This window comes from uncultured Eudoraea sp., from assembly GCF_947260015.1.
Taxonomy (GTDB): domain Bacteria; phylum Bacteroidota; class Bacteroidia; order Flavobacteriales; family Flavobacteriaceae; genus Eudoraea.
The window spans coordinates 19,001-44,243 of the sequence record NZ_CAMYOM010000014.1 but is presented as its reverse complement, the minus strand read 5'-3'; the positions used below and the strand labels follow the sequence as shown (position 1 = coordinate 44,243).

The following is a 25,243-nucleotide window of genomic DNA, read 5'->3' as shown; positions in this document are numbered from 1 at the left end:
CAATTCGAGAATTGCCTATGTTAAAGCGTTTTAAAATCCCCCATAGTCCTTCTGTTTTTTTAAATTATTCATTCCTTTTTTGTGTTAGTATCATACTCTTTTTAAATGACGCCAATGCACAGTTGAGCGGCAAAAGTTTCAAGGAAACAACGGAAAACCTTATATCCAAGGCTCCTGAGACTTATAATGATTTGGACATTGTACTTAATCCAATACGGCGAGATACTAGTTTGATGCGTTATTTTGCCAATGCTTCAGCTAAGGAAAACTTTTATCCGGGTGCATCCTATGCACTTAATCAATTAGGAATATCATACCGTGATTACGCGCTATATAATAAAGCGATTAGACTACACCAAATGGCTTTAGAGGCAGCCGAGGTAAATGACAATACAGAATTTGAAATTTACAGCTTGTCTATGTTAAGTGCCGTCTATCGCCGAACAGAGGCTATACCCTCTGCCCTGGACTGTGCGCAAAAGGCAATAGGACTTGCAGAATATCTGGAACATCCTAATGAGGATACAAAAAGGAGCTTAAATTTTTCTTTAAACAGTATCGGGCATATATATAGGACTTTAGGCCAATATGATCTTGCAATTGCCAATTTCAGGAAATCAATAGTGCTTGAGGCCGAGTTGGGTAATACCCTCGGACTTGCCATGAATTATAAAGATATTGGAGAATGCCTTGAGGCCGAGAGTAAGTTGGAAGAAGCGCTGCAAAATTATGAAAAATCATTAGTCTTTAATGAAAAGATTGGATCTAATAGAATTAACATCCTGTCAAATCTCGGAATTGCCCATGTATACGTTCATCAGGGCAAAAGTAAGGAAGCGCTTCAAATTTTTAAATCTATTCTTGGGGCATCCGAAGAACTGGGAGATATGAAAATCATCTCTGAAATTTACTTGAATATCGGCTGGGCTCAGATACAAAATAATCAGTTTGAGGAGGCTCAAAGGAATCTGAATAAAGGGCTGGAAATAGCTGAGAAATATAATCTGCTTAGTGAGATGGAAGAGGCCTACTCGTTCCTATCCGATTTATGGGAAAATCAAGATGATTTCAAAAAATCCAAAGAATTCTTTATAAAAGCAGAAAACGTGGAAGAAAAAATATCAAATGATCGCAATAAGTTATATGTAGCTGATATGATTTCTCGCTCTGAGGAGGATAATAAGAACGCCAGGATAGAAGTACTGGCAAAAGAAAATGAAATTATAAACTTAAAGCTTCGAAGAAATCAAAATACATTATTGATTAGTGCCTTGTTATTGGCTCTGTTTACGCTTATGTTATATATTTTATACAGACAAAATCAGCTTAAAAGTGATAAGAAGATGCTCACTCTGGAGCAATCCATGCTTCGCAGTCAGATGAATCCTCATTTTTTATTTAATTCACTAAATTCAATTAAGCTTTATATCATAAACAATGAAAAAAAGAACGCGGTCCATTATCTAAATAAGTTTTCGAAATTAGTACGTAAAATACTTGAAGCCTCTTCCTTAAGGGAAATTCCTTTAGCTGAAGAGTTAGAAACTGTAGAACTATATATGACAATCGAAAATATTCGTTTTTCCAATGAAATTCAATTTAAAATAAACATAGATGAAGGTATTGATCCCCATATAGTTAAAGTTCCTTCTCTTATTCTTCAACCATTTTTGGAAAACGCCCTATGGCATGGTCTCTCTTCTAAAGATGGTGACAAATCCATTTTATTGCATATAAGTAGAAGGAAAAAGGGTTATATAGATATCTCTATTACTGATAATGGAGTGGGAAGAGAAGTTGCCGAAAAACTCAAACAAAGCAAGGTGTTAAAAAGAAAATCAGTCGGGATCAACATTACCAAAGAACGTTTGGCTAATTTTTCCAAGGATTATCAAAATAAATTTGAGATAGAAATTGTGGACCTTTTTGATAAGCAGGATACAGCCTGTGGCACTAAGGTAATATTACATATTCCTATTATTTAGAATTATCCACAGCTATTTTTTCCAATTCCTCATACCATTCTTTGCCAAATTTTCTAATCAGTGCCTCTTTTACAAACTTATAAATTGGGATTTTTAATTCTTCTCCCAAAGAACATGCCGGATCGCAGATTTCCCATTTATGATAATTCACGGCCGTAAGCTGCTCATATTCTGTAATTCTTACCGGATATAAATGACAAGATACTGGTTTTCTCCATTTTGTCGCACCCTTATTATAAGCTTCTTCCAGGCCACATTTAGCGATCCCTTTTTCTGAATAAATTACATATGCACATTCCTCTTTATTAATCAAAGGTGTTTCCCATTCTCCATCTGCGCCCTTTATAAATGCACCTTGTTCTTCTATGGTTGAAATTCCTTCGGGCGTAAGGAAAGGCTTAACATCCGCGTAAATATCGACTAGAATCTCAGTCTCCTTATCCTCCAAAGGAGCTCCCGCCTCGCCGTCTACGCAACATGCGCCTTTGCATGCAGATAAATTACATACAAATTCCTTTTCCAAAATATGGTCAGAGATAATTGCTTTACCAATTTCAAACATCATGTAAAATTAAGGCCTTAAAGATACTTTATTGAATTTTACAAAACATAAAATATTTGTCCTTCTGTGATATAAAACCCTTTGGTATACGTAAATTTGCCAGCTTATTTAATTTGATGGTCCTATGAATTTTAACTTTAGAGAAATAGCCTCGGCAAGTATGATCCTTTTTGCTGTAATAGACATAATAGGCAGCGTCCCAATAATTATCAGTCTTAGAAATAAAGTAGGACATATTCAATCCGAAAAGGCTACCATTGTGGCAGCTATTATTATGATAGCTTTTTTATTTATTGGTGAAAAAATTCTAAAGCTAATAGGGATAGATGTAAATTCATTTGCAGTGGCGGGTGCTTTTGTTTTGTTCTTTTTAGCTATAGAAATGATTTTGGGGATAGTACTTTATAAAGATGATGCTCCTGAAAGTGCTTCAATAGTCCCCATTGCCTTTCCTCTTATAGCCGGCGCAGGCACTATGACTGCCCTTCTTTCATTAAGAGCAGAATTTCATGTAGAGAACATTATTGTGGCTATTATTATAAATACTATTTTTGTTTACATAGTTTTAAAATCGTCAAAGTCCATTGAAAGAATACTTGGAACGAACGGGATTAACATTATCCGGAAAGTCTTTGGAGTAATCTTATTAGCAATAGCAGTTAAATTATTTACTTCAAATATTAACCAACTTTTTTAGAATAGATTATTGAGAGGAAAAAGCGTAAAAAACTAGAAACAACTCAAATGAATAAAACATTCACCATTGTGCTAATAATCCTGGCGATTGTCCTTATTATTTACAATTTTACACATATTGATTTTGATGAGCCTTTGAAAGAAAATAGTATTGTGGCTTTAATTGGGATTGTGGCTTCTCTATGCGCTATTTTACTGCTGATAATATATCTAACTTCCAAAAAAATTCAGAAAAAAATAGAGGATAATTAGTTGCTGAATTCAATCGACTCTTTACCTTTTGGCTGGATTGTAGGTCGATCCAATTCCAAAACTTTTTGTAGCATATTGTCTGAAGTTGACTTTATCTTTGCGTTGAGGTTTGAGGTAAATAACTGCTCAGCCAAAGCACCTTTCAAGTAGAGTTTTATCTTATCCTCAAAATCATAGAAATTAATTTTAATGTTTCTATCTATTGAGTAGTCTACGAACTTTTCAAAAACTATGTCATCTACACTAAAATCTCGCACAAACTCAGGTGCAGTGTAATTGGAATATCTATTTCTGTCTTCCTCTAAATGCTCAAATATAAACCTGGACATAAATCCAAGACTCTCAAGGCTTTCAACAGCTTCCTCTTCATTAGTGCCAATTGGCACGAAAACATCAGGAATTATGCCTCCCCCTCCGTAAACCACTTTGCCCTTAGGCGTGGTGAACTTTAAAGAATCTGCTACTTTGATACTATCAACAGAAATCAGCTCGCCATTATGATAGCGATCAGTAAATTTTTGATAATAGTCTTTATTTCCATTTTTATAGGTCTTTTGAATAGAACGACCTGTAGGTGTGTAATATCGCGATACCGTCAGGCGCACAGATGAGCCGTCGCCCAGTTCCATTTCACGTTGAACCAGTCCTTTACCAAAAGACCTGCGGCCAATTATTGTTCCTATATCGTTGTCTTGTAGGGCTCCCGCAATTATTTCACTAGCAGAGGCAGAGCGTTCATTTATTAAAACATAGACTGGTTTATCTTCAAAATTCCCCTTTTTGGTTGCAAAAGTTTTTTCTATTCTCCCTTTTTTATTTTTTGTATATAAGATTAACTTACCATCCTTTAAAAATTCATCAGCTAACTGCTCTGCAATTCCCAGATAACCACCAGGATTATCCCTTAGATCGAGAGTTAGCTTTTTTGCCCCTTGCCGCTGCAATATTCGCATTGCCATATTAAATTCTTTATAGGTAGATTCGGCAAATCTATTTATTTTAATATATCCCATTTGAGGGGTAAGCATATAATATGCCTGAACGCTTTTTATTGGTATACGGTCTCGCTTAAGATTTACCTTAAACAGTTTATTCTCAGTTTTACGATAAACCTGAAGTTGAACTGACGAACCATTTTGTCCTTTCAATCTATCTACAATAACATCACTTGGTAATCTCCTGCCATAAAGAGTATCACTGCCTGCCATAAGTATTCGGTCTCCTGCCTTAATCCCTTTAAGAAAACTTGGACCCTTTTCTACAGTTCGAATTACCGTGATCGTATCCCTATACATATAAAAATTTATCCCTATGCCTACAAAATCCCCTTTCATATTTTCCGCAACCCGGGTCATTTCACTTTTGGGAATATAAACCGAATGGGGATCCAATTTATCCAGAATATTATTTACAGTAATATCTACTATACTATCTGTATTAATATCATCGACATACTCATAATCAATATAATCTATAAGTCTGTTAAGCTTATCTTTTTTAGAATTAGTTGTAAATAATTTCTCCGGTGTATCGTTAAAATGAAGTTTCCCACCCACAAATATTCCAAGCGACAAAGCCAGGGCTACGATTGTTGGCCATATGTAATAATGCTTCTTCATTTAGTCTAATTATAATTTAAACAGCGCTATCAATAGCAGGGAGGTGTTGCAATTCTACCCCTGCTCTTTTTAGAAATTCTAATCCTGAATTATCTTTATACTCAATTTGATATACCACACGTTTTATGCCAGATTGGTGAATAAGCTTACTGCATTCACGACAGGGTGATAGTGTTATATACAACGTGGCACCTTCACAAGACTGAGTTGAAGCGGCTACCTTGGAAAGGGCATTTGCTTCGGCATGTAAAACATACCATTTGGTATATCCTTCATCATCCTCGCAAAAATTTTCAAATCCTGTAGGTGTACCATTATACCCATCTGAGATAATCATCCTCTTCTTAACCACAATAGCTCCAACCTGTTTACGCTTACAATAGGATAATTTACCCCATTCATGGGCCATTCTCAAATAAGCTTTGTCGTATTTTTCCTGTTTACTTTGTTTCACCAAACAGAATCTTTGTATGCCCCATGTTAATTCTGGTAAAGCACTAAGATACCTGCTTTGGGAAAGTTCCACAACCTTAAACGGTTAATTTTTAATTAAAACCGTTGTCTGGTATATAAACCCTGGGAAAATATACCATTCAAACTTTCTAAAGTTAAAAGGACAAACATAAATTAAATAAATGCTACCACGGCCAGCTGTTTATTAGCATAGGAATGGTAAGTAAAACAATTACTGAAGAAATAAATACTGTGAACACTGACCGCTTCAAACCGAACCTATTTTGCATAACAAAGGCCAGCGTTAGTATTGAAAATATAATTATGATCTGGGAAATTTCTATTCCACTGGCAAAACCCAACAAAGGCCCAATTTTTTCCTCTTCTTCGCTCATCAACATATTGAAGTAATTAGAAAATCCAAAGCCATGTATTATACCAAAAAAAGTTGTGGCAAATTCAAGTAGGTATGTCTTGTTTTTACCCCGGACGATAAAAACCTGCACTATATTAAATATGGCAGTCAACAATATGGTTAATGGAATCAGGAATTCAACTAATTCTACATCAACATTAACAATGTCATAGACAGATAATAGTAAGGAAAGACAATGAGCAATGGTAAATAATGTGGCTAATACAACTACTTTCTTCCAATGCTTAAAAGTAAAAGGAGCCGCCAGGGCAGATAGGAATAATACATGGTCATAAGCCCCCCAATCCAAAACATGGTTAATTCCAAGTTTGCAATAGAACCAAAAATCGTACATGCAAAATTCTTTTAAAAATAATTGGGTTTAAAAATTAAAAGATAGTCTTATACAAATAATTCTGTATACGCATTATATCCCTCTTTCCTTTTGTATCTGCTCATAGGCTCTCTGAACTTCCTTGAACTTTTCCTCTGCCCCTTTTTTAATGGCCTCATTGTCTGTGATCACCTTATCCGGGTGATACTTTTTCGCCATTTTGCGATATGCCTTTTTAACTTCATCATCTGAAACCGCTTTTTCTATTTCTAATATTTTATAAGCATTGTCCGCAGATTTGATAAACATAGCCTTTATGCTTTCAAAATCTTGCCTTCCAACCCTCAGGTAACCGGCTATTTCCTTTATTTTTTCAATCTCGGGATTACTTACGGCCCCATCGGCCTGGGCTATCCCAAAAAGAAAATGCAACAATTGTAATCGTACCTCATAGCGTGTTCTTTGATTCAGATATGTACAGATTCGCTGAGGCGATATCTCTCTGTTTTTAATAACCTCATTAAATGTCCTAAAAATTGCATTGGCTTTTTCCTTTCCATATGTGCTGAGAAAATATTGCCTTACATAGTCTAATTCACGCTGACTCACTTGTCCGTCTGCCTTAATTACAATAGAACACAATGAAAGAAGATTTAGTTCAAAGTCTGCAGGCGATACCTTTTGTCTTGTGAAATCACTGAAGACGGTGCTTGCACCTGAACCTCTATTTAGATTATCTAGAAAACTCCCAATTAAAAAGCCCAAAATAGCTCCGGGTAAACGAAAAAGAAAATATCCCACAATAGCAGCGAACCACCTAATCATAACAGTAGTAAAATTTGCGCAAATATAGAATAATATGACTGAATCACTTACTTAAAGAATGGTTAAGCTTTTTATTAGGGATATTACTATTTCACTATCTTTGCTAATAATTCAATTAAAAAAAATGCTTATGTATCCAGAAGAATTAGTAAAACCAATGAGAGCAGACCTGTCGTCAGTCGGGTTTGAAGAATTATATACATCAGAGGCAGTTGAAAATGCCATAAAACAAGAAGGTACTACCCTTGTAGTGGTGAATTCTGTATGTGGTTGTGCTGCTGCGAATGCCAGGCCGGCTGCAAAATTAAGCCTGCAAAATGAAAAAAAGCCAGATCATCTTGTCACTGTTTTTGCAGGGGTAGATACCGAGGCAGTAGATGCAGCAAGAAATCTTATGATTCCATTTCCTCCATCATCACCAAGTATGGCTTTATTTAAAAATGGTGAATTAGTACATATGATTGAAAGACACCATATTGAAGGAAGGCCTGCAGAATTAATTTCTGAGAATTTAATGGAAGCATACGAGGAATTCTGCTAAAATAACCGGGTCATTTATCACAATTTCCCTCGATTTTATTAAGGATTTCATTTGTATTCATAAAACCTGATTTGGCCTAAAAACTTTTTAGTTCGTATAAATATTTGTAAAAAACCGCTTCTATAGGAGCGGTTTTTTATTTTTGTGTCATGCAAAAAATATTGGCTTATCCGCTTACGGTATTATATTTTATCTTTTTTGGGATAGTTCTTCTTGTTTTTCATCCAATTCAATGGATTTGCTTTAATCTATTTGGATATAATGCCCACAAAAAAAGTGTAAGTATTCTCAATTTATTATTATTAAGATGCACCCATGTTCTGGGTACCAGGTATACTTTTACCAATCCCTACAAAATTCCTAAAGACAGGCCCCTTATTATTGTTACGAACCACCAAAGTATGAATGATATTCCGCCTATAATATGGTATATGCGCGTACATCACCCTAAATTTGTGAGCAAAATAGAACTGGGAAAAGGCATTCCCAGCGTTTCATACAATCTAAGGCATGGTGGATCTGCACTTATTGATAGAAAGGATGCCAAACAAGCCCTTACTGAAATATCTAAACTTGGCCGTTATATAGAAAAATATAACAGAAGCGCGGTCATTTTTCCTGAAGGTACAAGAAGCCGGACCGGACATCCAAAAAAATTCCAAACAACGGGCTTAAAAGTTCTTATGAAACAAGCACCCTCCGCATTAATAGTTCCCATAAGTATCAATAATTCATGGAAAATGCTTCGTTACGGCAAATTTCCATACGGGATAGGATCACATTTAATCTTCAAGGTACATCAGCCGCTCAATAATAGTGGAAATCCAGATGAATTGATTGAAAAGGTAGAACAAGATATAACTAGTGGCGTAACTTCTTTTTAATGAACAGGAAAGCGATTTTAAAAAAGACAAAAGACTTTGTCAAACAAAGGTTTAAAGGAGCTGAAGGAGGCCATGATTGGTATCATACAAAAAGGGTATTGGCAAATTCTATTCATATAGCTAAAAAAGAAAATGCCAATTTATTTATAGTTCAACTGGCGGCACTTTTACATGATATTGCAGATTCTAAGTTTCATGAAGGGGACGAAACTCTGGGGCCTAAAATAGCTTCTGAATTCCTGAAAGAACACAATGTAGATGAATTAAGCCGAGTGCACGTCATAAATATTATAGAGAATGTATCATTTAAAAATAGTCTGTCCAACACGAGTAAACCCTTTAATTCTATTGAATTACAGATAGTACAGGATGCGGACAGATTAGATGCGATTGGGGCTATAGGAATTGCCCGGGCATTTAACTATGGTGGTTTTAAAAACAGGGAACTATATAATCCTAAAATTACCGTAAATATCGCGATGAGCAAGGATGAATATAAGAAGTCAAGTGCACCTACAATCAATCACTTTTATGAAAAATTGCTACTCTTAAAAGAAAAGATGAATACGCCCGCCGGCAAAAAGCTCGCAGAAAAAAGGCACGACTTTATGCTCAGTTACCTTGACCAATTCTATCAGGAATGGGAAGGTTTAAAATAGCATATTTTTCATTTAAGTACATTATTTTATAGAAATTAACCATCCAACTCAACTATACCAGAGTAAGTCCTATTTTTTTGTATATTAAATCCTTATTTTGAAATCTACTCCACTATGAAAAGAAGAATATTTGTCAAGAAAGTAGCTGCATCTTCTACTGCTTTTTCAATTGTCCCCAGCTTTGTTCTCGGGAAAGGTCATGTGCCTCCCAGTGATACATTATATGTCTCGGCTTTTGGTGTGGGTGGTCGTGGTGCAGGGGTTATGAACGGTCTTGATAATACAAATAAGGTGAAGTATGTTACTCTATGTGATGTAGATGACCGCAGAGCAGCAGAGAGTTATATAAAATACCCAGAAGCAAAACGCTACAAGGACTTTAGAAAGGTATTTGACAACCATTTGAATGAAATAGATGCCATTATGGTGGCTACCCCAGATCATACACACGCCTCTATTGCTTTGCCTTTTATGCGCGAGAAAAAACATGCCTACGTAGAAAAACCGCTAACCCACAATATTGAGGAGGCAAGATTAATGACACAAGTTGCACGGGAAAATGGTATTGTCACCCAAATGGGAAATCAGGGTGCTTCCAGTGATGGAAGCCGTGAAGCCAAGGAATGGATAAAATCAGGGGTAATTGGAAAGGTGGAAAGAGTTGATTGCTGGACGAACAGGCCGATATGGCCCCAGGGAATTCCGGTACCTACCCAGGTAGATCCTATTCCGCAAGGACTCGATTGGGATTTATGGTTAGGTCCTGCAGCAATGCGTGACTATAATGAATCCTATCTTCCTTTTAAATGGCGAGGCTGGTGGGATTTTGGAACCGGGGCGCTAGGTGATATGGGTTGTCATATCATGGAAACTCCTTTTGGAGTGCTAGACCTTGGCTATCCCACAGAGGCTGAAGCTAGTTGCACTACGAATTGGGCAGCTGACTTTATTGAAGCTGACTATAGTGAGTCCTGTCCTGCTTCTTCTTTGGTTAGACTTAAATTCAATACCGCTGAGCATGGAGATATTGCACTAAACTGGTATGATGGCGGAATGATGCCAGATTTACCAGATGAACTTAAAGATGATGAAAAAATTGGAGATACGGACGGAGGAACGGTCTTTTACGGCTCCAGGGGAATTTTAGTTTGTGATACTTATTCCAGAAATGCCCGGTTGTTACCTTCTGAGCGGATGCAACAGATAAATGCGCCTGAACCTTATTTAAAAAGAATAACAGGTGATACCGGTGGGCATCAAAGTAATTGGGTGGAAGCTTGTTTTGACGGCTCGGAGACTTCCTCAGATTTTAAGCGTTCAGGACCTTTGACAGAGGCTGTTTTAATGGGGAACCTTGCCATAAAGTCTTTTCAGTATAAAGAACCAAATGAAACTGGCCGGGAATTTACATATCCGGGTAGACGCAAAATACTATGGGATGGGGAGAATATGAGGGTTACTAATTACGAGAAAGCCAATGAATGGGTAAAAGGCTCTTATCGTAAGGGATGGGAACTTAGTTAGGAGGAAATGTTCTATTTGATAACCTATAAGTCATAGATAGCAACAAAAAAAGGAGGCCTAGTTGAACAACTTCCATTGGCCTTTTTTATATTCTTCGTGTAATTCCCTGTTTAATTTGGGAAATGATCTTCCCTTATAATATCTCAATTTAGCCAATTTGGCCATTTCCTGTATTTGGTGCGCAATATTGCCTTCTCCCTTGCTTCGTAAACCAAATCTGCTGTCATTTAATTTACCCCCATGGCATGATGCTATAAGGCTCAATACCTTTTCTGCCCTGTCAGGCATGACTTTCCTTATCCAATCTGTAAAAATAAGACCAATAGCGCCATTCAATCTGACTATAGTATAGGCAAAAGATGAGGCTCCATGGTCAGCAGCCACCTTTGCCAAATTTATAATTTCATGACTGTTTATTCCCGGAATAATTGGCGCTAGCATGGCGTTAACAGGGATTTTGTTCTCAGCTAAAATGGCAATTGTTTCAAGACGTTTTTTAATAGTTGTTGTCCTGGGTTCTAGAATTCTTCGAGTGTTTTCCGAGAGCGATGTAATGGAGATGTTTACTCCAACCAGCCCGTGATAGTTCAATTCCTTTAACAAATCTATATCCCTTAACATCAAAGAATTCTTAGTGATAATTCCTACGGGATGGCGGTACCTTAAAAATACTTCGAGGCAAGCTCTTGTAATTTTAAATTCCTGTTCTGCAGGTTGGTAACAATCTGTATTTCCAGAAAGCACAATGGTGGAAGCCTTCCATCCAGCACTTTTTAATTTAGCCTCAAGAAGCTTTGCAGCATCTTTCTTTACCAAAATCTTTTGTTCAAAATCTAAACCGGCACTTAAGCCCCAATATTCATGCGTATTTCTTGCATAGCAGTAAATACAGCCATGTTCACAGCCCTGATAAGGATTCATTGAGTATTCCATCCCAACGTCCGGGCTGGTAACTTTATTTACAATTGTTTTAGGGAAAACAGGCAAGTATTGTGTTTTCCTTTGTGTGGCCTCCTCGCCTTCCTTTCTGCAAAATTCAAGAAAATCTTGCTGAATTTCGTGTATATGTTTAAGAAATTTGTTTGGAGTATTTTGCTGTGCGCCTCTTCCCTTAATAAAATCTTTTTGTTTCAATATATGGATTTATTCCAAATTTATGGAATTATTCCTATTGACACAATTTAATTGATAGAGACATGCACTAATTGTTTTTTGGTTCCTCTTTTAGCATAAAACAAAACCGCGTTATCATTGAAGTCCATTAGAGGTTTTGAAACCATAAGCGGCAAGCGAGCTTCTTTATCATCAATAATTTTTTCATAACTCATTTTACCATGTTTGTCTAATTGGATTACAAAGACATTTCTATTCCTGCTCAAGCCCTGTTTAAAAATTATACGTTCATTATTGAGTAATTGAGGATTTTCAGCCGAGCTACTTATAAAAAAGTAGGTGTTATCATTTTTGGTATAGGAACAATAGGATGCATAGGCGCCATCACCCTGTGTTACTTCAGCTTTATTAATATTTCTTGCCCAAAGCATTTCTCCTTTTAGATTGAGCTTTGCACTCACTATATCATTATAATGAAAACGTTCCACCCTTAGTCTGCCTCCACTTGAATTTGCCTGTACACTGGATGTAACAAAATACTCCTCTGCATTAAAGAGTATTTCGTCATCCTGTGTAAAGCTTACACTTTTAAATACCAGGTTCTTTACGTGCTCTGCGTCCTCTTTTCCAAACTTGTCTGACATAAACTGATTTGAAAAAGGATTGTATTTCCTTATTTGGACTTCAAGTGTTATTGGGTCTAATTTAAAATAGCCCAACCCATTATACCTGTTATCCTTTCGATCAGCATAAAACCCAACACAAATAAGATTCCCGTCACGAAGAATTGGTTTTAGAGATTCAGAGTATTTTCCGGGACCGTCAAAGTTTTGTGTAGTGGCGCCTTGTTTAGTCAGCATAATAAGTTCATACTGAAATTTACGTTCCAAAGCGGAAAATCTTTTCTTTTTAAAATAAGCCTTACCAATTATATAAGCACGTTCCATGTTTGGGGAGACCACTATATTTTCAAAAGCATAGTTCTTATCTTCTATTTCTTTAGAAAAATCCTGTTCGAATATCTTTTTAAGCGAAGCATTAAATAAATAAATATTGTGTTTATTAATCTTTCCCTTCTTAAAATGTGTGCTAATTATAAATGCGCTTTTATCATCGTTAAATAAGGCCGTTGTGGTAAAACCAGACGAAAAATTTCTGTTGTAATAGTTGCGGTCGTATGGTTGTTTTACCTGATCTGACCGAATTGAGAGTAACTTCTCCTGGGTAAAATTAAAATCTGATATTGGACTTCGGTGAACTATATAATCATATGACATAGTTTCAAAGTTATAATCCAAGAACAGTAAATATAATTGCCCGTTTTTTAAGTAACCCTCTATAAGATCAGGTCCTTTTAATTTATAATTATATTCTGAGACCAGTTCAAGATCTTTATTATAATGCTCTATAAAATAACCCTTAGGCTTCAGGATCATTCCTGTAAAGTAAGATCTTACCAAAACTGTTCCGCCTGTTCCATCTTCAGAAATGGAGACTAAATTGGAATACTTATATCTGTCGTCATACTTTTCTCCAAAATCATAAGAAATAGGCATGTTTTGGGCGTAGATAAAGCTTGCAGTAAAAACTGCAAAAAATATGATAAAACGAATTTTCATGATAGATAATGAATTTTAAGCTCATCAGGTTCCGGGAAATTCTGCTTTTCTTTTTTCTAAAAAGGCAGTAGTGCCTTCTCTAAAATCGGCTGTTCCAAAACAGCTTCCAAATGCATTTATCTCGGTTTCAAACCCTTTCGCATTACTCATAAAACCCGCATTTACCGCTTTTATTGCATAAGAAATGGCAACAGGAGAGTTATTCGTTATTCTGCCTGCTATTTTAAGACATAGTGGTAGAAGTTCTTCTTGAGGAACCACATAATTTACCAGACCGTAGGATAAAGCTTTTTCTGCTTCAATCATTCCCGCTGACATTATAAGTTCCATCGCCCTGCCTTTTCCAATTAATTGGGGTAAGCGTTGCGTTCCACCATAACCTGGAATCACCCCAAGAGAAACTTCAGGCAGGCCCATTTTGGCGTTATTACTGGCAATTCTGAAATGACAGGCCATGGCTAATTCCAGTCCGCCGCCAAGCGCAAAACCGTTTATAGCTGCAATGACAGGAGTAGATAAGTTATCTATAAGGTTAAAAAGAGCCTGCTGCCCTTTTGCTGCAAGTTCTTTGCCTTCCTTTACGGAATAGTTTGCAAACTCTGAAATATCCGCTCCGGCGACAAACGCTTTTTCGCCACTCCCGGTGAGTATAATGGCTCGTATCGTTTTATCCTTATCCAGAGTCTTAAATGCCTTACTTAAGTCCTTGATCGTTGCTCTGTTTAACGCATTCAGTTTTTTTGGCCTGTTAATAATAACTGTTGCGAGGCTACTATTAAGCTCTATCAGGATATTTTCAAAGTTCATTTGTAGTTATTTTGTTAATTTTATGCGTCTTTTGGAAACATAACGGTGAATACTGTACCTTTTCCAGGCTGTGATGTAAAATTAATAGTCCCGCTATAGGTTTCAACAATATTTTTCACCATGCCAAGGCCTAATCCCATCCCGCTGGTTTTAGTTGTAAACTTGGGTTCAAACACTTTATCCTTAAAGCCACCCTGAATTCCAATACCATTGTCCGCCACTGATATTTTTACTTTATCACCCTGTGAAACCACCGAAACTAATATTCTTGGTGATTCTACTTCCGGAACTGCTTGTATTGCATTCTTCACCAAATTGGTAATTACACGTATCAATTGGGTACGGTCTAACTTGGCAATAATTTCCTCTTCATCTGCAATAAAATGTATGTATTTCTCATTAAAAATGTCCAACGCCAGTTTGACTATTTTTACCACATTTAAATTTTCATTCTGCTGAGCGGGCATTTCGGCAAAGTTGGAAAAAGCAGAAGCAATGCTGCTCATTGTATCTATTTGTTGTATCAAAGTCCTGGAATATTCGGTTACTTTGGTTTGTACTTCTGGATCCTCCGGATTAAATTTTCTTTCAAAACTTTGAACACTTAAGCGCATAGGAGTTAGGGGGTTTTTTATTTCATGAGCTACTTGCTTGGCCATCTCGCGCCAAGCCTGTTCCCTTTCATTCCGCGCTAATTTTGCTGCGCTTATTTCTAATTCATCAATCATATCATTGTATGAATTAATGAGTTTTCCTATTTCGTGTCCCGGATTTTCAATAAGGATTTTTTCATTTCTTTTCGTTAGGTCGGTCTGCGTAATCTTCTCAGAAATGGTTTGTAAAGAACGGGTTATGTATTTTGAAATAAAATAAGCCAGAATAATGGCAATAAGTAACATAAACAGATATACAACACTCAGACGCATCAGAAATTCCTTGAGTTCCATGTCGTTAAAGGAGTTATCCTGAAAATATGGGAGGTTTAATATACCAATTGGTTTAAATTTATCATCGTTTATGTAGGTATATGAAGCCTGATATTTATCCCCCGCAGCAGTATCGTCGAGAACATAACGCTTGTCTGCTGTATTTGATAACATATTAATTATTTCCGCTCCCAGGTGAAGAGATATGGAATCATTTCTGAATCTTGGTATTGAACTCTTGATTAAATTCCCGTCAAGGTCATAAATATTGAAATTAACATTTTGGACATCAGCAATCCGATAAATTTCATCTTTAAATATCAGCGCGAGATTTTCTGTAGTAACCGGATAAGTGGTTTCCTCTAAAGTATAAGCTATGCTCTGTTTTATCTGACCCTCCTTCCGTTCCAAACGGACCTGGTGATAATCTTTAGATTGCTCCCTATATTGGTATATAGTAACCCCTGCTATTAATACCGATGCTATAACCACCAGTAAAATCATAGCGACAAAAATTTGGGATCTAAGGGATAACTTTCTAAGCAAGGACTCCTGATTTGAGTTTAAAGATAGCAATAATCAAGCCAAAGCCGCCTATCAAATTCCTCAAATTAAAGCGAATTAAGCGTCGGGATTCTTATCTCTAATCCTCTTATACAGCCGTATACCAAGCATCAGAAGAATTCCAAGGACAATAATCCCCAAAACCCCAAAAATCCAATTGAAAGTACCCTTTAATATAACCAAAAAAGTAACCGCAAACAATATCACAGTGGCACCTTCATTCCAAATACGCATAAAATTGGAAGTATATTTTATTTCATCGCGCTGTAATTGAAGATATATTAAATGTGTTTTCCAATGATAAGCAATTAGTAATACTACAAAGAACAACTTAATAAGCATCCATGGTTGATCTAACCAGGCTGGTATTAACAACAACAACCAGATGGCAAATATTGTACATAAAATTGCTGAAGGCCATGTAATTATGTACCATAACCGTTTTGTCATTAGCTTGAGTTGATCAGAAAGTATTTCTTTATCAGGAGAAGGCTTATCGGTTGCTTCAATATGATAAATAAACAATCTGGGTATATAAAATAAACCGGCAAACCATGTTACAACAAATATTAGATGCAGTGCCTTTATATAATTATAGTATTCTCCCATAATCTGTAATATTTAATTGCCCCTATTCCAGTCTTCCATATTTTTTTATTAAAATCCGGGTTATTTGGATGAATTCGGATACCTGAACCTTGTCTGCTTTTTTCAAGGCCTACAGACTTCCATGTTTTGCCGGCATCTTCGGTTTTCCAGACGCCATAACCGGAAGAAACATTGCCTAGCAAAGTCTTTTCACCACCGCCAACATAAATAACATTTGGGTCACTTTTTGCCACTTCCACTGCGCCTATACTGCCACCAAAAAAACCATCTGAAATATTTTCCCAACTCCTGCCGCCGTCAGTTGTTTTCCATACACCGCCACCTGTGGCACCAAAATAAAATAGATTTGGCTCTCCCGGCACTCCTGTAACCGCAGCAGATCTCCCTCCCCGAAAAGGGCCTATCAATCGATATTCAAGGCTTGAATATAATGCTTCCGGAAATTGATTCCGGGTATTGGTGTTACTACGTTTTTTTTGAGCTTTTGCAAAAGAAATGAAAAAGAAAGCAGCCATAAGTATAAGGCCGGTCTTTGCCGTAATGATCTTCATATTAATTTTAATTGATTTAATCTGGCTAAATGTAGGAAAAAAGTTGGGAAAAGAGAATGTAATATATCAACAGATGATTGTATTTGATCTAACCGACTAAATGTGCTTTTTAAGTATTGAACGTGCCTAATTGAAAGTGTTTTGAACGCTTTGTGTAGAAATATTCCCTAATTTTAGCTAATGAGAAATTATTGAAAAAATCAACATTTTGGCACGTTAATCTAAAAGCCATATGCCTGTATTTCACAGATTAAGAAAGAAAAGAAGAATAAGTATAAAGAAATAATCAATGATATTAGAAAAGAGAATCCCATTAAAATATTGGTTCAAAGAAATAAAATGGGATCTGCTCATTGTAAGTGTGTTTTCGGTAATTATTTATTTTATAAAACTTTATATAATTAACCTGGATATACCATTAAGTATAGGAACATTTTTAGGAACAGCTATTGCCTTATTGTTATCTTTTAAGCTTTCACAGTCCTATGACCGTTGGTGGGAAGCCAGAAAAATTTGGGGGGCAATAGTCAATGATTCAAGGACTTTGGTGATACAACTAAAGCAGTTCAGTAAAAAATCCGATAAAAGTATTGTGAAAACTATGGCGTATCGACAGATTGCTTGGTGCTACGCACTCGGGCGGCATTTGCGAAAGCAGGATGTGCTTGTTAATTTAGAAGACTTTATTTCTGAGGATGAAATAATATCTATTAGGCACAAAAATCATGTCCCTTTGGCTTTACTCGACCATCATGGGCAAAATGTAAGAGTCCTCCATAAAGAGAATTCACTTAATGACTACCAACAAATACAGTTAGATACTACTATTTTGAATTTTACAGCCTCGATGGGCATGGCTGAACGAATAAAAAATACAGTGTTTCCCAGAACGTACAGAAATGTTTTACACTTTTTTATCTATATCTTTTTGATATTGTTGTCTTTAGCACTTGAAAATGTCTATGGGTTTTTGGAGATTCCTTTATTAATTTTAATTTCCATTCCTTTTTTTATGCTCGAAAAAATTGCATTTGTTATTCAGGACCCTTTCGAAAATAGCCCGACAGATACGGCTATGACAAGCATTGCACGTGCCATTGAGATAAACATTAAGGAACTTCTTGGGGAAAAAGAACTACCCGAACCTTACAAAAATAGTGGGTTTTATATTATGTGAATAATAGATCTCAGACTAGTACCTTTTTGACCTCTTTTCTTAAATAAAATCCAGTAACCAGGGTTGACAATACATCTGCTATGGGGAAGGAGATCCAAACGCCCAATTCACCTAAATAATTTGGTAAAGTCAGGATTAAAGGAATAAAAAAGAAGCCTTGCCGGGTTAAAGTAAGAAGCAAAGCAGGAACCGCTTTTCCAACGGCTTGAAAATATGCGGCCCCTATTAGCTGTAATGCAATTATAGGTGTTGCGGCAAAAACCCATCGCATTGCAGAAGGAGTATGTTCCAATACAAAGGCATTTGTTGCCCTTTCCAGGGCGGGCATATTTGGTTTATCACTTAAAAATAAAGATGTGATCTCCGCAGGAAAAATCATAAGTACCACAAAGACCAGGGTAGCTATAAATGCTGCATATATTATAGCTGTTTTAATGGACTCCCTTACCCTATCATAGTTTTGTGCCCCATAATTATAGCCTGCAATAGGAAGGAATCCTTGGGTAACACCATATACAGGGAAGAGGGCAAACATTAGCATTCTTCCTATAATGGCATAAACAGCCACCATAGGTTCTCCTCCCAGGTCAAACAATATATTGTTCATAAGCAAATAGGTGATACTTACTACGGCCTGTCGTGAGAGGGTCACAAATCCCAGACTTCCTATTTCTCGTAAAATAACTCTATCTAATCCAAAATGAGACCAATTAATTTTTAATTCAGAATTTTTTGATCTGAAAAAATAAAAAATATAGGTGAAACACATAAGGTACCCAGCTGTGGTTGCCCAGGCTGCTCCTGCCATTCCCCAATCAAATACATAAATGAATATGTAGTCTAATACCAGATTGCCTATTGATGGTATAATCATCGCAATCATGGCAAACTTAGGTTTTCCTTCAGCCCGAATAACTGTATTGCCCATCATGCAAAGAGCTAAAAAAGGTACTCCGTATAAAACTATGATATAGTAAATCTTTGCCGGATCAAATATGGCCCCCTTACCCCCGAATGCAGGAATTAAACTATCTACATAGTAAAGACCTAAAAGCACCATAGAAATGGTGACCAACAAAGTTAGCGTAATCTGATTCCCGAAGGTTTTTAGTGCCTTCTCTTTACGATCCGCGCCAAGAGCACGAGAAATAATACTGCTTCCGCCAATCCCAATAGCCATTCCCAATGCTGCAATAAAAAAAGAAACCGGCAGAACTACATTAATGGCCGCTATGGCAATAGAACCAATCCAATTACCAACGAATATAGTATCTACTAATATATTGAGAGACATCACAAGAATGCCTATCGAGGCAGGTACTGCTTGTCTAATAAGGAGTTTTCCAATGGGTTCTTCCCCTAATTGATCTGCGGAGGCTTTCGCCATTATTGTACAATGATTATGAAATTAAACATATACTGTTAGATGATTCCACCATTTACAAGTCCAATGACAATAAATGAATGCCGGCCATTATACCGGAAGTGTTTCACTTTTATGCCAATTATTTATCCATTCCGCCATTAAAGCTACCCAGGAATCACTCTCATTTAAACAAGGAATATGTATATAATCCTCCCCTCCCGCTTCCATGAATTGTTCTTTGCCCTCCATAGCTATTTCTTCAAGAGTCTCAAGGCAATCACTTACAAAAGCAGGCGTAATCACAGCAAGCTTCTTAATCCCGGCTTTCGCCAAACGCTCAAACTCAAAGTCTGTATAAGGTTTTAACCAAGGGTCTCCTGCAAGTCGTGACTGGAAAGAAGAACTCACCTTGTGTTCAGATAGATTTAACTCCGCCTTTACCAATTCAGTAGTATCATAACACTGATGTCTATAGCACGTATTGTGTGCAACCGAGTTTATTTGGCAACAATTTCCATCTATTTTGCAATGGAATTTAGTTGGATCTGATTTTCTGATGTGTCGTTCAGGAATACCGTGATAAGAAAATAATATATGATCGTAATCAAAGTTCTTTAATCCCTTCGAAATTCGATCCGCAAGCACTTTAATGTAATCCGGACTTTTATAAAAGGCAGGTAAGGTGGTAATTCTGATATCGGGATAATTCGCCTGCTGTTCCTGCATAGTTTTAACTACAACAGTCTCATAAGAAGACATCGCATAGTGAGGGTAAAGGGGCACTAGTAAAATTTCGCTCACACCTTTGTCTTTTAACTCCTTTAAGGCGTTTTTAATGCTCATAGAACCATAACGCATCCCGAGGGCAACCGGAAGGTCTGTTTTTTGCTGGACTTTGGCTGCAAAGCGTTCTGAGATTACTATTAAAGGAGATCCTTCATCCCACCAAATCTTGGCATAAGCTTTAGCCGATTTCTTTGGCCGTGTTTGCAGAATAATCCCGCGAACCAATAGGTTCCTCAACCAATTTGGCACATCAATTACGCGCTCATCCATCAAAAACTCGTCCAGATATGGTTTTACTTCTTTTGCAGTAGGACCATCGGGAGATCCTAAATTCACTAGTAATACACCCTTCATAATTCTCTTTTAAGCTACTTTTTTTAACAATACAAAAATACTACTTGGAATGAAACTCCGTTAAATTAAGGCGAATACTTTTCTGATGACCATATAAGTAATCCCTATGGAGCTAACCATTCCAAGCGGGAAATTTTTCAAAATTGCACCTGAATCAGAAATTATTTTTACCTCGTTATAATTACACGGGGTCCCAAACAAACCAAAAATAATGCGCTTAACTTATGTAATCCTTTGCCTTGTTTTATCACTGATGGGCTATTCCCAATCGGAAAAAAGCTTGCTCTGGGAAATTTCTGGAAACGGCTTAGAAACATCTTCCTATTTATATGGCACCATGCACGTTAGTAAAAAGATTGCTTTCCGCCTGGACGATGTTTTTTATGAAGCCCTGGATAAAAGTGAAGTAGTTGCACTCGAATCTGATCCTGAAACCTGGCTGGAAAGCGAAGAGCGTTTTGGTTCAAGTTCTCAGAAAGAGGGATATGGTTTCACCACTAAAGGATTTTATACACATTCTTTTGCTTTGCAACATCCACGGAAAAAAGACCTTGCATCTTACCTGGCATTTGAAGAAAGATTAGTAAACAGTATACTTTACAGAACTAATGAATACTCACAAAATTTTGAGGAGGACACCTATTTGGATATGTTCATCTATCAGGCCGGAAGTCGGTTTAACAAACCTATCCTTGCACTGGAGAAACTCGAGGAATCAGCAGCATTGGTAGGAAGAGCTGGCCTGAATTCCATGAAAATGAAACCGGATGAATGGCTTCAAAAACGGATGCAACAACAAGATCTGATGTTTTTAATGCAGGATGCATATAGAGAGCGTAATTTAAGCTTATTAGATTCTATTGATAAAGCGATGTATACGGATCATTATTTAAAAAATATGCTCTATATCCGTAATGAGAACATGGCGAGAAGTTTAGATTCTGCTATGCAAAAAGCTAAAGTTTTTGCAGGAATTGGGGCAGCACATTTACCAGGTGCGCACGGTGTAATTGCGTTATTACAAGAAAAAGGATATGTTGTACAACCCCTTGTTTCTGAAGCTACAGATAAAGGTCAAAAACTCAAAGACAAATTCGTTAAGAAAATACGGGAACATTCTTATAACACTTTTGGGCCAGATGATAATTTCTTTACCATTTCACTGCCCTCTAAATTATATCCAATATCCGAAAGAACTACTACAGTTTATGTTTCACCGGATTTAGCAAATGGAAGTTATTTAATGGTAAACAGGATACCCACATATGCCAGTTTGAAAGCGGGAGGAGACTACACTTTAGAGGATATTGAACAATTATTATTTGAAAATATACCCGGAACAATATTAAGTAAAACACCCATTATAAACAAGAAGTATACGGGCTTGGATATTAGAAACAAATTAAAGAATGGTGATCATCAGCGATACCAAATTTACGTTACGCCGCTGGAGATACTTATTTTTAAAATGGGAGGAGAAGGTGATTACGTCATTAATTATTCTGATATAATATTTAATAGCCTCAAGTTTAAAGCCCCTAATGAAGGAAATAAGTTCATTTCTTCAGTTTATAAGGACTTTGAGGTATCCATGCCAGGGCTTCATAAATTTACAAATGCATCAAGAGGCGGTAGTCGCAGCATTGAAGGATATGACCCGGCAACGAATTCTTATTATTTCCTTAAGAAGACCACCCTGAACGATTTAAATTTTATTGAGGAGGACACATTTGAACTTAAACAAATTCAAAAACGAATATACCAGGACCTAAAACTTAAACCAAAATATAATTCCTTTGAAAATAAAACTCTTACTTCCAAAGCTTTATGGGATTCAGTAACGGGTCAGAATTTATACCTGAAAACAGTAATAAAAAGGGGTGATTATTATTTGCTAGGTGCGCGTACAACAAGTGACATAAATGCAAAGGATTTCTTTAATTCTTTTAAAATTAGAGAAGTGTATTATCCCGAAGCATTCAAAAAGGTAGTGGATACTGCTATGCATTTTAGTACGGTTACATCTATAGAGCCTCCGAAATTTGTTGAAAATAGCAATTACCAGTTCCGTAATAAGAAAAAAACAAAAGCATATAGTCCCTATTCGAAAAAGACAATTTATCAAAACAAAAATAATGAGGCAATTGAGATAGAGATAACAAAATCACATGACTATCTCACCTTTTCCAATATCGATTCTATTTGGGTTTTACGGAAAAAACAATATTCTGATAAAAAGTTTAATATTCAAAATGAAAAAACTAAAACATCAGGTGATGGGTACCACGAATTGCAATTCGTAATCACCGATACTGCAAGTACAAGGGGTATTCTAATTAAGAATATCATTCGGGGTGGATTACTTTACCAGTTAAAGGCAGTAGTCGATACCATTTCAGAACCCAGTCCGTTTATAAGTGCCTTTTTTGACAATTTTAAACCCGAAGGAAAGCCTATTGGAAGAGATATTCTTGAAGATAAAACAGCAGATTTCTTTGCTGCACTCAGAGAAAATGACAGTATAGTCATAAAAGGTTATAGATATCTTTTATTTGATGAACGCCATATAGATTCATTAACCTACTATATCTCACAATACTCCTTTGATGAGGATAAAAAACATATACAATCTTATCTCATAAAGAAATTAGGAGAGTTGCAGCATCATAAGGTTATTCCATTCATGAAGGATTTATATGCCAAATCATATAATAATTCTAGTGCACAAATTAAAATTCTGCAGTCCATTGCAAGGAAAAAAACTGAGGCCTCTGCGAGTCTATTGCTTGCTCTTATGTCACAAGATTTGCCTTTGGTCTCTAATACGGCAGAGATAAAGAGTGTTTTTAAACCATATGAAGACAGTTTGGAATTAGCAAAGAGACTATATCCTGAGTTGCTCAAATACAGTTCTATCACGGAATACAAAGCGCCTATTTTTTCACTTCTGGCACAACTAAAAAATAAAGATCTGGTAAAACCCGCACACTATAAAAAATATAGGGGTCAGCTTTTAAATGATGCTAAAATTCTCTTGAAAAGGCATCTGGGTGAACAAAATAACAATCAATTAAAAACAAGGCAGGCAAACTATACCAGGCTCAGAAATAATAACATCTTAGAGGATTATGTTGTTTTACTATATCCTTTTGCAGGAGAAAGAGAAATGAGTCAATTTTTTAACCGACTCCTTTTAGTAAAAGATCCACAAATTCGCAGCACCTATGTAACACAGCTTGCTCTGGATGGAAAAAGTATACCAACGGCAGTGATCAATTCTATGGCATATGATATTAATAGCAGGCTTTTGTTATATACTAAATTAATGCGCCAGGGGAAATCTGATATTTTTCCACATCAATACAGTTCTGAAAAATACTTAGCAGAAGCCCTTATTTATAAGGACAGAAGATTTGACAGTAATAAAGATAAGATTATATCCCTCGGTGACAGGTCTATCATTTATAAGAGTAATCCTTATACCGCATATTATTTTAAGACACAAAATAGCCAGGATTACCAAAAGAATTTTAAAGTCCATATTGTGATATTTGCAGATAATACCCCCTTCAATTCTGTTCCTTATTATATTAATGAAGGATTGCGGATGGCAGATACGGATACTGAGGAGGAGGCAATCAACTTTGTAACTGAAACCTTTTTATTAAAAGATCGAAAAAGGGCTATTGCTTACAGGCCAAACCAGTACCGTGGTTATGGAAGTTTTGGCTTCTAAATTGTACTTTTGCTTAAAATGCAAATGGACATGAAATTAGTTTCTTCATTTTTTTTCTTTTTATTATCTTTTACTATTAGTGCCCAAAAGCTTATTTGTTCTGATCAAGACAAAAAAGCATTTGATGTCAAGATTAAAGAAATTCAAAATTTAAAACAATCAGATTTTGGCGATACCATGATCTCTGTTGGTGAAACATTTCTTGGAACGCCATATGTAGCCAAAACATTGGAAATAGGAGAATCTGAATCTTTGGTTATTAATTTGCAGGGCATGGACTGCACTACCTATGTTGAGAACGTTTTGGCCTTTAGTACTTTGTTAATGGAGGATAAAATGAATTTTGATTCCTTCGCCAGTACTCTTGAAAATATCCGATATAAGGATGGTGAATTAGATGGTTATGCTTCCCGATTACATTATTTTTCCGAATGGATAGTTAACAACGAAAAGAAAAGATTGTTGAAAGATGTAACTGCAGAAATAGGGGGTGTTGAAATAAAGAAAGACATTAATTTTATGAGTACACACAGGGATTTGTATCCCTTTTTGCAGGACGAAGAAAATTTCGAAAAAATTATAGCTTCAGAAAACTCCCTTAACCACCAATCTATTTGCATTTTGCCCCGGGACCAGATTGAGGCTAATGAAAATCAAATAATGAATGGCGATATTATTGCTCTGACCACCTCTATTACCGGGCTTGATATCACCCATACCGGCATTGCCATTAGAGAAAAAGATGGCCGTATTCACTTACTGCATGCTTCTTCTTCGGGAAAGGTTGAAGTATCTGAATTACCTTTAGTAGAATATTTGAAAAAGATTAAAAAAAATACGGGGATAATTGTGGCCAGGCCATTATAAAAAATGTGGTTCTGAAGTC

At 36.3% G+C, this 25,243-nt stretch carries 22 protein-coding genes and 1 pseudogene; 10 read left to right on the top strand and 13 right to left on the bottom strand.

What is annotated here, in order from left to right:
- Window positions 1-17: 17 nt before the first annotated feature.
- Window positions 18-1,985 (top strand): tetratricopeptide repeat protein, encoded by a 1,968-nt coding sequence (locus tag Q0X66_RS08290; protein WP_297705173.1) that lies wholly within the window; start codon window positions 18-20, stop codon window positions 1,983-1,985.
- Here the strand turns inward: Q0X66_RS08290 and Q0X66_RS08285 are convergent.
- The gene (locus Q0X66_RS08285; protein WP_297705186.1) at window positions 1,978-2,547 is read right to left on the bottom strand and encodes a DUF3109 family protein; all 570 of its coding nucleotides are present in this window, start codon (window positions 2,545-2,547) and stop codon (window positions 1,978-1,980) included. The genes Q0X66_RS08290 and Q0X66_RS08285 overlap by 8 nt on opposite strands.
- 124 nt (window positions 2,548-2,671) lie before the next feature.
- Between Q0X66_RS08285 and Q0X66_RS08280 the strand changes: the two genes are divergently transcribed.
- Window positions 2,672-3,244, top strand: coding sequence for a MarC family protein (locus Q0X66_RS08280; RefSeq protein WP_297705171.1), 573 nt, complete (start codon window positions 2,672-2,674; stop codon window positions 3,242-3,244).
- 47 nt (window positions 3,245-3,291) lie between these two features.
- On the top strand, window positions 3,292-3,495 hold the full coding sequence (locus tag Q0X66_RS08275) for a hypothetical protein (protein WP_297705169.1): 204 nt from the start codon (window positions 3,292-3,294) through the stop codon (window positions 3,493-3,495).
- On the opposite strand, the gene Q0X66_RS08270 is transcribed toward Q0X66_RS08275, so the two are convergent.
- From Q0X66_RS08270 to Q0X66_RS08255, 4 genes are all read right to left on the bottom strand, one after another.
- Window positions 3,492-5,114 carry a S41 family peptidase gene (locus tag Q0X66_RS08270; protein ID WP_297705167.1) on the bottom strand — a complete coding sequence of 541 codons (1,623 nt, stop codon included), beginning with the start codon at window positions 5,112-5,114 and terminating at the stop codon, window positions 3,492-3,494. The genes Q0X66_RS08275 and Q0X66_RS08270 overlap by 4 nt on opposite strands.
- A 16-nt stretch (window positions 5,115-5,130) precedes the next feature.
- On the bottom strand, window positions 5,131-5,568 hold the full coding sequence (locus Q0X66_RS08265; protein WP_297705165.1) for a dCMP deaminase family protein: 438 nt from the start codon (window positions 5,566-5,568) through the stop codon (window positions 5,131-5,133).
- A gap of 184 nt (window positions 5,569-5,752) precedes the next feature.
- Window positions 5,753-6,337 carry a HupE/UreJ family protein gene (locus Q0X66_RS08260; protein ID WP_297705163.1) on the bottom strand — a complete coding sequence of 195 codons (585 nt, stop codon included), beginning with the start codon at window positions 6,335-6,337 and terminating at the stop codon, window positions 5,753-5,755.
- Between the two features lie 72 nt (window positions 6,338-6,409).
- Window positions 6,410-7,141, bottom strand: coding sequence for a TerB family tellurite resistance protein (locus Q0X66_RS08255; RefSeq protein WP_297705161.1), 732 nt, complete (start codon window positions 7,139-7,141; stop codon window positions 6,410-6,412).
- A 130-nt stretch (window positions 7,142-7,271) separates the two neighbouring features.
- Here Q0X66_RS08255 and Q0X66_RS08250 point away from each other — a divergent pair, with 130 nt between their 5' ends.
- From Q0X66_RS08250 to Q0X66_RS08235, 4 genes are all read left to right on the top strand, one after another.
- Window positions 7,272-7,682, top strand: coding sequence for a BrxA/BrxB family bacilliredoxin (locus Q0X66_RS08250; protein WP_297705158.1), 411 nt, complete (start codon window positions 7,272-7,274; stop codon window positions 7,680-7,682).
- Between the two features lie 149 nt (window positions 7,683-7,831).
- Entirely contained in the window at window positions 7,832-8,566 is a 735-nt protein-coding gene (locus Q0X66_RS08245) for a 1-acyl-sn-glycerol-3-phosphate acyltransferase (RefSeq protein ID WP_297705156.1), read from the top strand.
- Entirely contained in the window at window positions 8,566-9,225 is a 660-nt protein-coding gene (locus Q0X66_RS08240; protein WP_297705154.1) for an HD domain-containing protein, read from the top strand. The genes Q0X66_RS08245 and Q0X66_RS08240 overlap by 1 nt, the downstream gene beginning before the upstream one ends.
- Before the next feature lie 114 nt (window positions 9,226-9,339).
- A complete protein-coding gene (locus tag Q0X66_RS08235) occupies window positions 9,340-10,749 on the top strand; it encodes a Gfo/Idh/MocA family oxidoreductase (RefSeq protein ID WP_297705152.1) in 1,410 nt (469 codons plus the stop codon).
- Window positions 10,750-10,806: 57 nt separating this feature from the next.
- Here Q0X66_RS08235 and Q0X66_RS08230 read toward each other — a convergent pair whose 3' ends face one another.
- The 6 genes and pseudogenes from Q0X66_RS08230 to Q0X66_RS08205 form a co-directional block, all read right to left on the bottom strand.
- Window positions 10,807-11,883 (bottom strand): PA0069 family radical SAM protein, encoded by a 1,077-nt coding sequence (locus Q0X66_RS08230; RefSeq protein ID WP_297705150.1) that lies wholly within the window; start codon window positions 11,881-11,883, stop codon window positions 10,807-10,809.
- Between the two features lie 47 nt (window positions 11,884-11,930).
- A complete protein-coding gene (locus Q0X66_RS08225) occupies window positions 11,931-13,481 on the bottom strand; it encodes a hypothetical protein (protein ID WP_297705148.1) in 1,551 nt (516 codons plus the stop codon).
- Window positions 13,482-13,505: 24 nt separating this feature from the next.
- A complete protein-coding gene (locus tag Q0X66_RS08220; RefSeq protein ID WP_297705144.1) occupies window positions 13,506-14,288 on the bottom strand; it encodes an enoyl-CoA hydratase-related protein in 783 nt (260 codons plus the stop codon).
- A gap of 20 nt (window positions 14,289-14,308) precedes the next feature.
- Window positions 14,309-15,718, bottom strand: coding sequence for a HAMP domain-containing sensor histidine kinase (locus tag Q0X66_RS08215; protein WP_297705142.1), 1,410 nt, complete (start codon window positions 15,716-15,718; stop codon window positions 14,309-14,311).
- A 117-nt stretch (window positions 15,719-15,835) separates the two neighbouring features.
- Window positions 15,836-16,387, bottom strand: a complete 552-nt coding sequence (locus Q0X66_RS08210; protein ID WP_297705140.1) for a CopD family protein — start codon at window positions 16,385-16,387, stop codon at window positions 15,836-15,838.
- A 53-nt stretch (window positions 16,388-16,440) separates the two neighbouring features.
- Window positions 16,441-16,938: pseudogene (locus Q0X66_RS08205) on the bottom strand (glycosyl hydrolase); the annotation flags it as partial.
- Window positions 16,939-17,227: 289 nt separating this feature from the next.
- Here Q0X66_RS08205 and Q0X66_RS08200 point away from each other — a divergent pair.
- A complete protein-coding gene (locus Q0X66_RS08200; protein WP_297705138.1) occupies window positions 17,228-18,115 on the top strand; it encodes a bestrophin family protein in 888 nt (295 codons plus the stop codon).
- Between the two features lie 10 nt (window positions 18,116-18,125).
- Here the strand turns inward: Q0X66_RS08200 and Q0X66_RS08195 are convergent, their stop codons facing one another.
- Both Q0X66_RS08195 and hemH read right to left on the bottom strand, forming a co-directional pair.
- Entirely contained in the window at window positions 18,126-19,502 is a 1,377-nt protein-coding gene (locus Q0X66_RS08195; RefSeq protein ID WP_297705136.1) for an MATE family efflux transporter, read from the bottom strand.
- An 87-nt stretch (window positions 19,503-19,589) separates the two neighbouring features.
- A complete protein-coding gene (hemH, locus tag Q0X66_RS08190; RefSeq protein ID WP_297705134.1) occupies window positions 19,590-20,621 on the bottom strand; it encodes a ferrochelatase in 1,032 nt (343 codons plus the stop codon).
- A gap of 211 nt (window positions 20,622-20,832) precedes the next feature.
- Here hemH and Q0X66_RS08185 point away from each other — a divergent pair, with 211 nt between their 5' ends.
- Together Q0X66_RS08185 and Q0X66_RS08180 are read left to right on the top strand one after the other, a co-directional pair.
- Window positions 20,833-24,357 (top strand): TraB/GumN family protein, encoded by a 3,525-nt coding sequence (locus Q0X66_RS08185; protein WP_297705132.1) that lies wholly within the window; start codon window positions 20,833-20,835, stop codon window positions 24,355-24,357.
- A gap of 30 nt (window positions 24,358-24,387) precedes the next feature.
- Window positions 24,388-25,224 (top strand): N-acetylmuramoyl-L-alanine amidase-like domain-containing protein, encoded by an 837-nt coding sequence (locus Q0X66_RS08180; protein WP_297705130.1) that lies wholly within the window; start codon window positions 24,388-24,390, stop codon window positions 25,222-25,224.
- Window positions 25,225-25,243: the final 19 nt, after the last annotated feature.

Bases quoted from the DNA above. Each gene is read 5' to 3' on its own strand.
- Q0X66_RS08220 (WP_297705144.1), bottom strand. From the start codon at position 14,288: ATGAACTTTGAAAATATCCTGATAGAGCTTAATAGTAGCCTCGCAACA.
- Q0X66_RS08215 (WP_297705142.1), bottom strand. From the start codon at position 15,718: ATGATTTTACTGGTGGTTATAGCATCGGTATTAATAGCAGGGGTTACT.
- Q0X66_RS08185 (WP_297705132.1), top strand. From the start codon at position 20,833: ATGCGCTTAACTTATGTAATCCTTTGCCTTGTTTTATCACTGATGGGC.
- Q0X66_RS08210 (WP_297705140.1), bottom strand. From the start codon at position 16,387: ATGGGAGAATACTATAATTATATAAAGGCACTGCATCTAATATTTGTT.
- Q0X66_RS08180 (WP_297705130.1), top strand. From the start codon at position 24,388: ATGAAATTAGTTTCTTCATTTTTTTTCTTTTTATTATCTTTTACTATT.
- Q0X66_RS08235 (WP_297705152.1), top strand. From the start codon at position 9,340: ATGAAAAGAAGAATATTTGTCAAGAAAGTAGCTGCATCTTCTACTGCT.
- Q0X66_RS08270 (WP_297705167.1), bottom strand. From the start codon at position 5,114: ATGAAGAAGCATTATTACATATGGCCAACAATCGTAGCCCTGGCTTTG.
- Q0X66_RS08250 (WP_297705158.1), top strand. From the start codon at position 7,272: ATGTATCCAGAAGAATTAGTAAAACCAATGAGAGCAGACCTGTCGTCA.
- Q0X66_RS08290 (WP_297705173.1), top strand. From the start codon at position 18: ATGTTAAAGCGTTTTAAAATCCCCCATAGTCCTTCTGTTTTTTTAAAT.
- Q0X66_RS08245 (WP_297705156.1), top strand. From the start codon at position 7,832: ATGCAAAAAATATTGGCTTATCCGCTTACGGTATTATATTTTATCTTT.
- Q0X66_RS08225 (WP_297705148.1), bottom strand. From the start codon at position 13,481: ATGAAAATTCGTTTTATCATATTTTTTGCAGTTTTTACTGCAAGCTTT.
- Q0X66_RS08240 (WP_297705154.1), top strand. From the start codon at position 8,566: ATGAACAGGAAAGCGATTTTAAAAAAGACAAAAGACTTTGTCAAACAA.
- Q0X66_RS08255 (WP_297705161.1), bottom strand. From the start codon at position 7,141: ATGATTAGGTGGTTCGCTGCTATTGTGGGATATTTTCTTTTTCGTTTA.
- Q0X66_RS08285 (WP_297705186.1), bottom strand. From the start codon at position 2,547: ATGTTTGAAATTGGTAAAGCAATTATCTCTGACCATATTTTGGAAAAG.
- Q0X66_RS08195 (WP_297705136.1), bottom strand. From the start codon at position 19,502: ATGGCGAAAGCCTCCGCAGATCAATTAGGGGAAGAACCCATTGGAAAA.
- Q0X66_RS08260 (WP_297705163.1), bottom strand. From the start codon at position 6,337: ATGTACGATTTTTGGTTCTATTGCAAACTTGGAATTAACCATGTTTTG.
- hemH (WP_297705134.1), bottom strand. From the start codon at position 20,621: ATGAAGGGTGTATTACTAGTGAATTTAGGATCTCCCGATGGTCCTACT.
- Q0X66_RS08280 (WP_297705171.1), top strand. From the start codon at position 2,672: ATGAATTTTAACTTTAGAGAAATAGCCTCGGCAAGTATGATCCTTTTT.
- Q0X66_RS08275 (WP_297705169.1), top strand. From the start codon at position 3,292: ATGAATAAAACATTCACCATTGTGCTAATAATCCTGGCGATTGTCCTT.
- Q0X66_RS08200 (WP_297705138.1), top strand. From the start codon at position 17,228: ATGATATTAGAAAAGAGAATCCCATTAAAATATTGGTTCAAAGAAATA.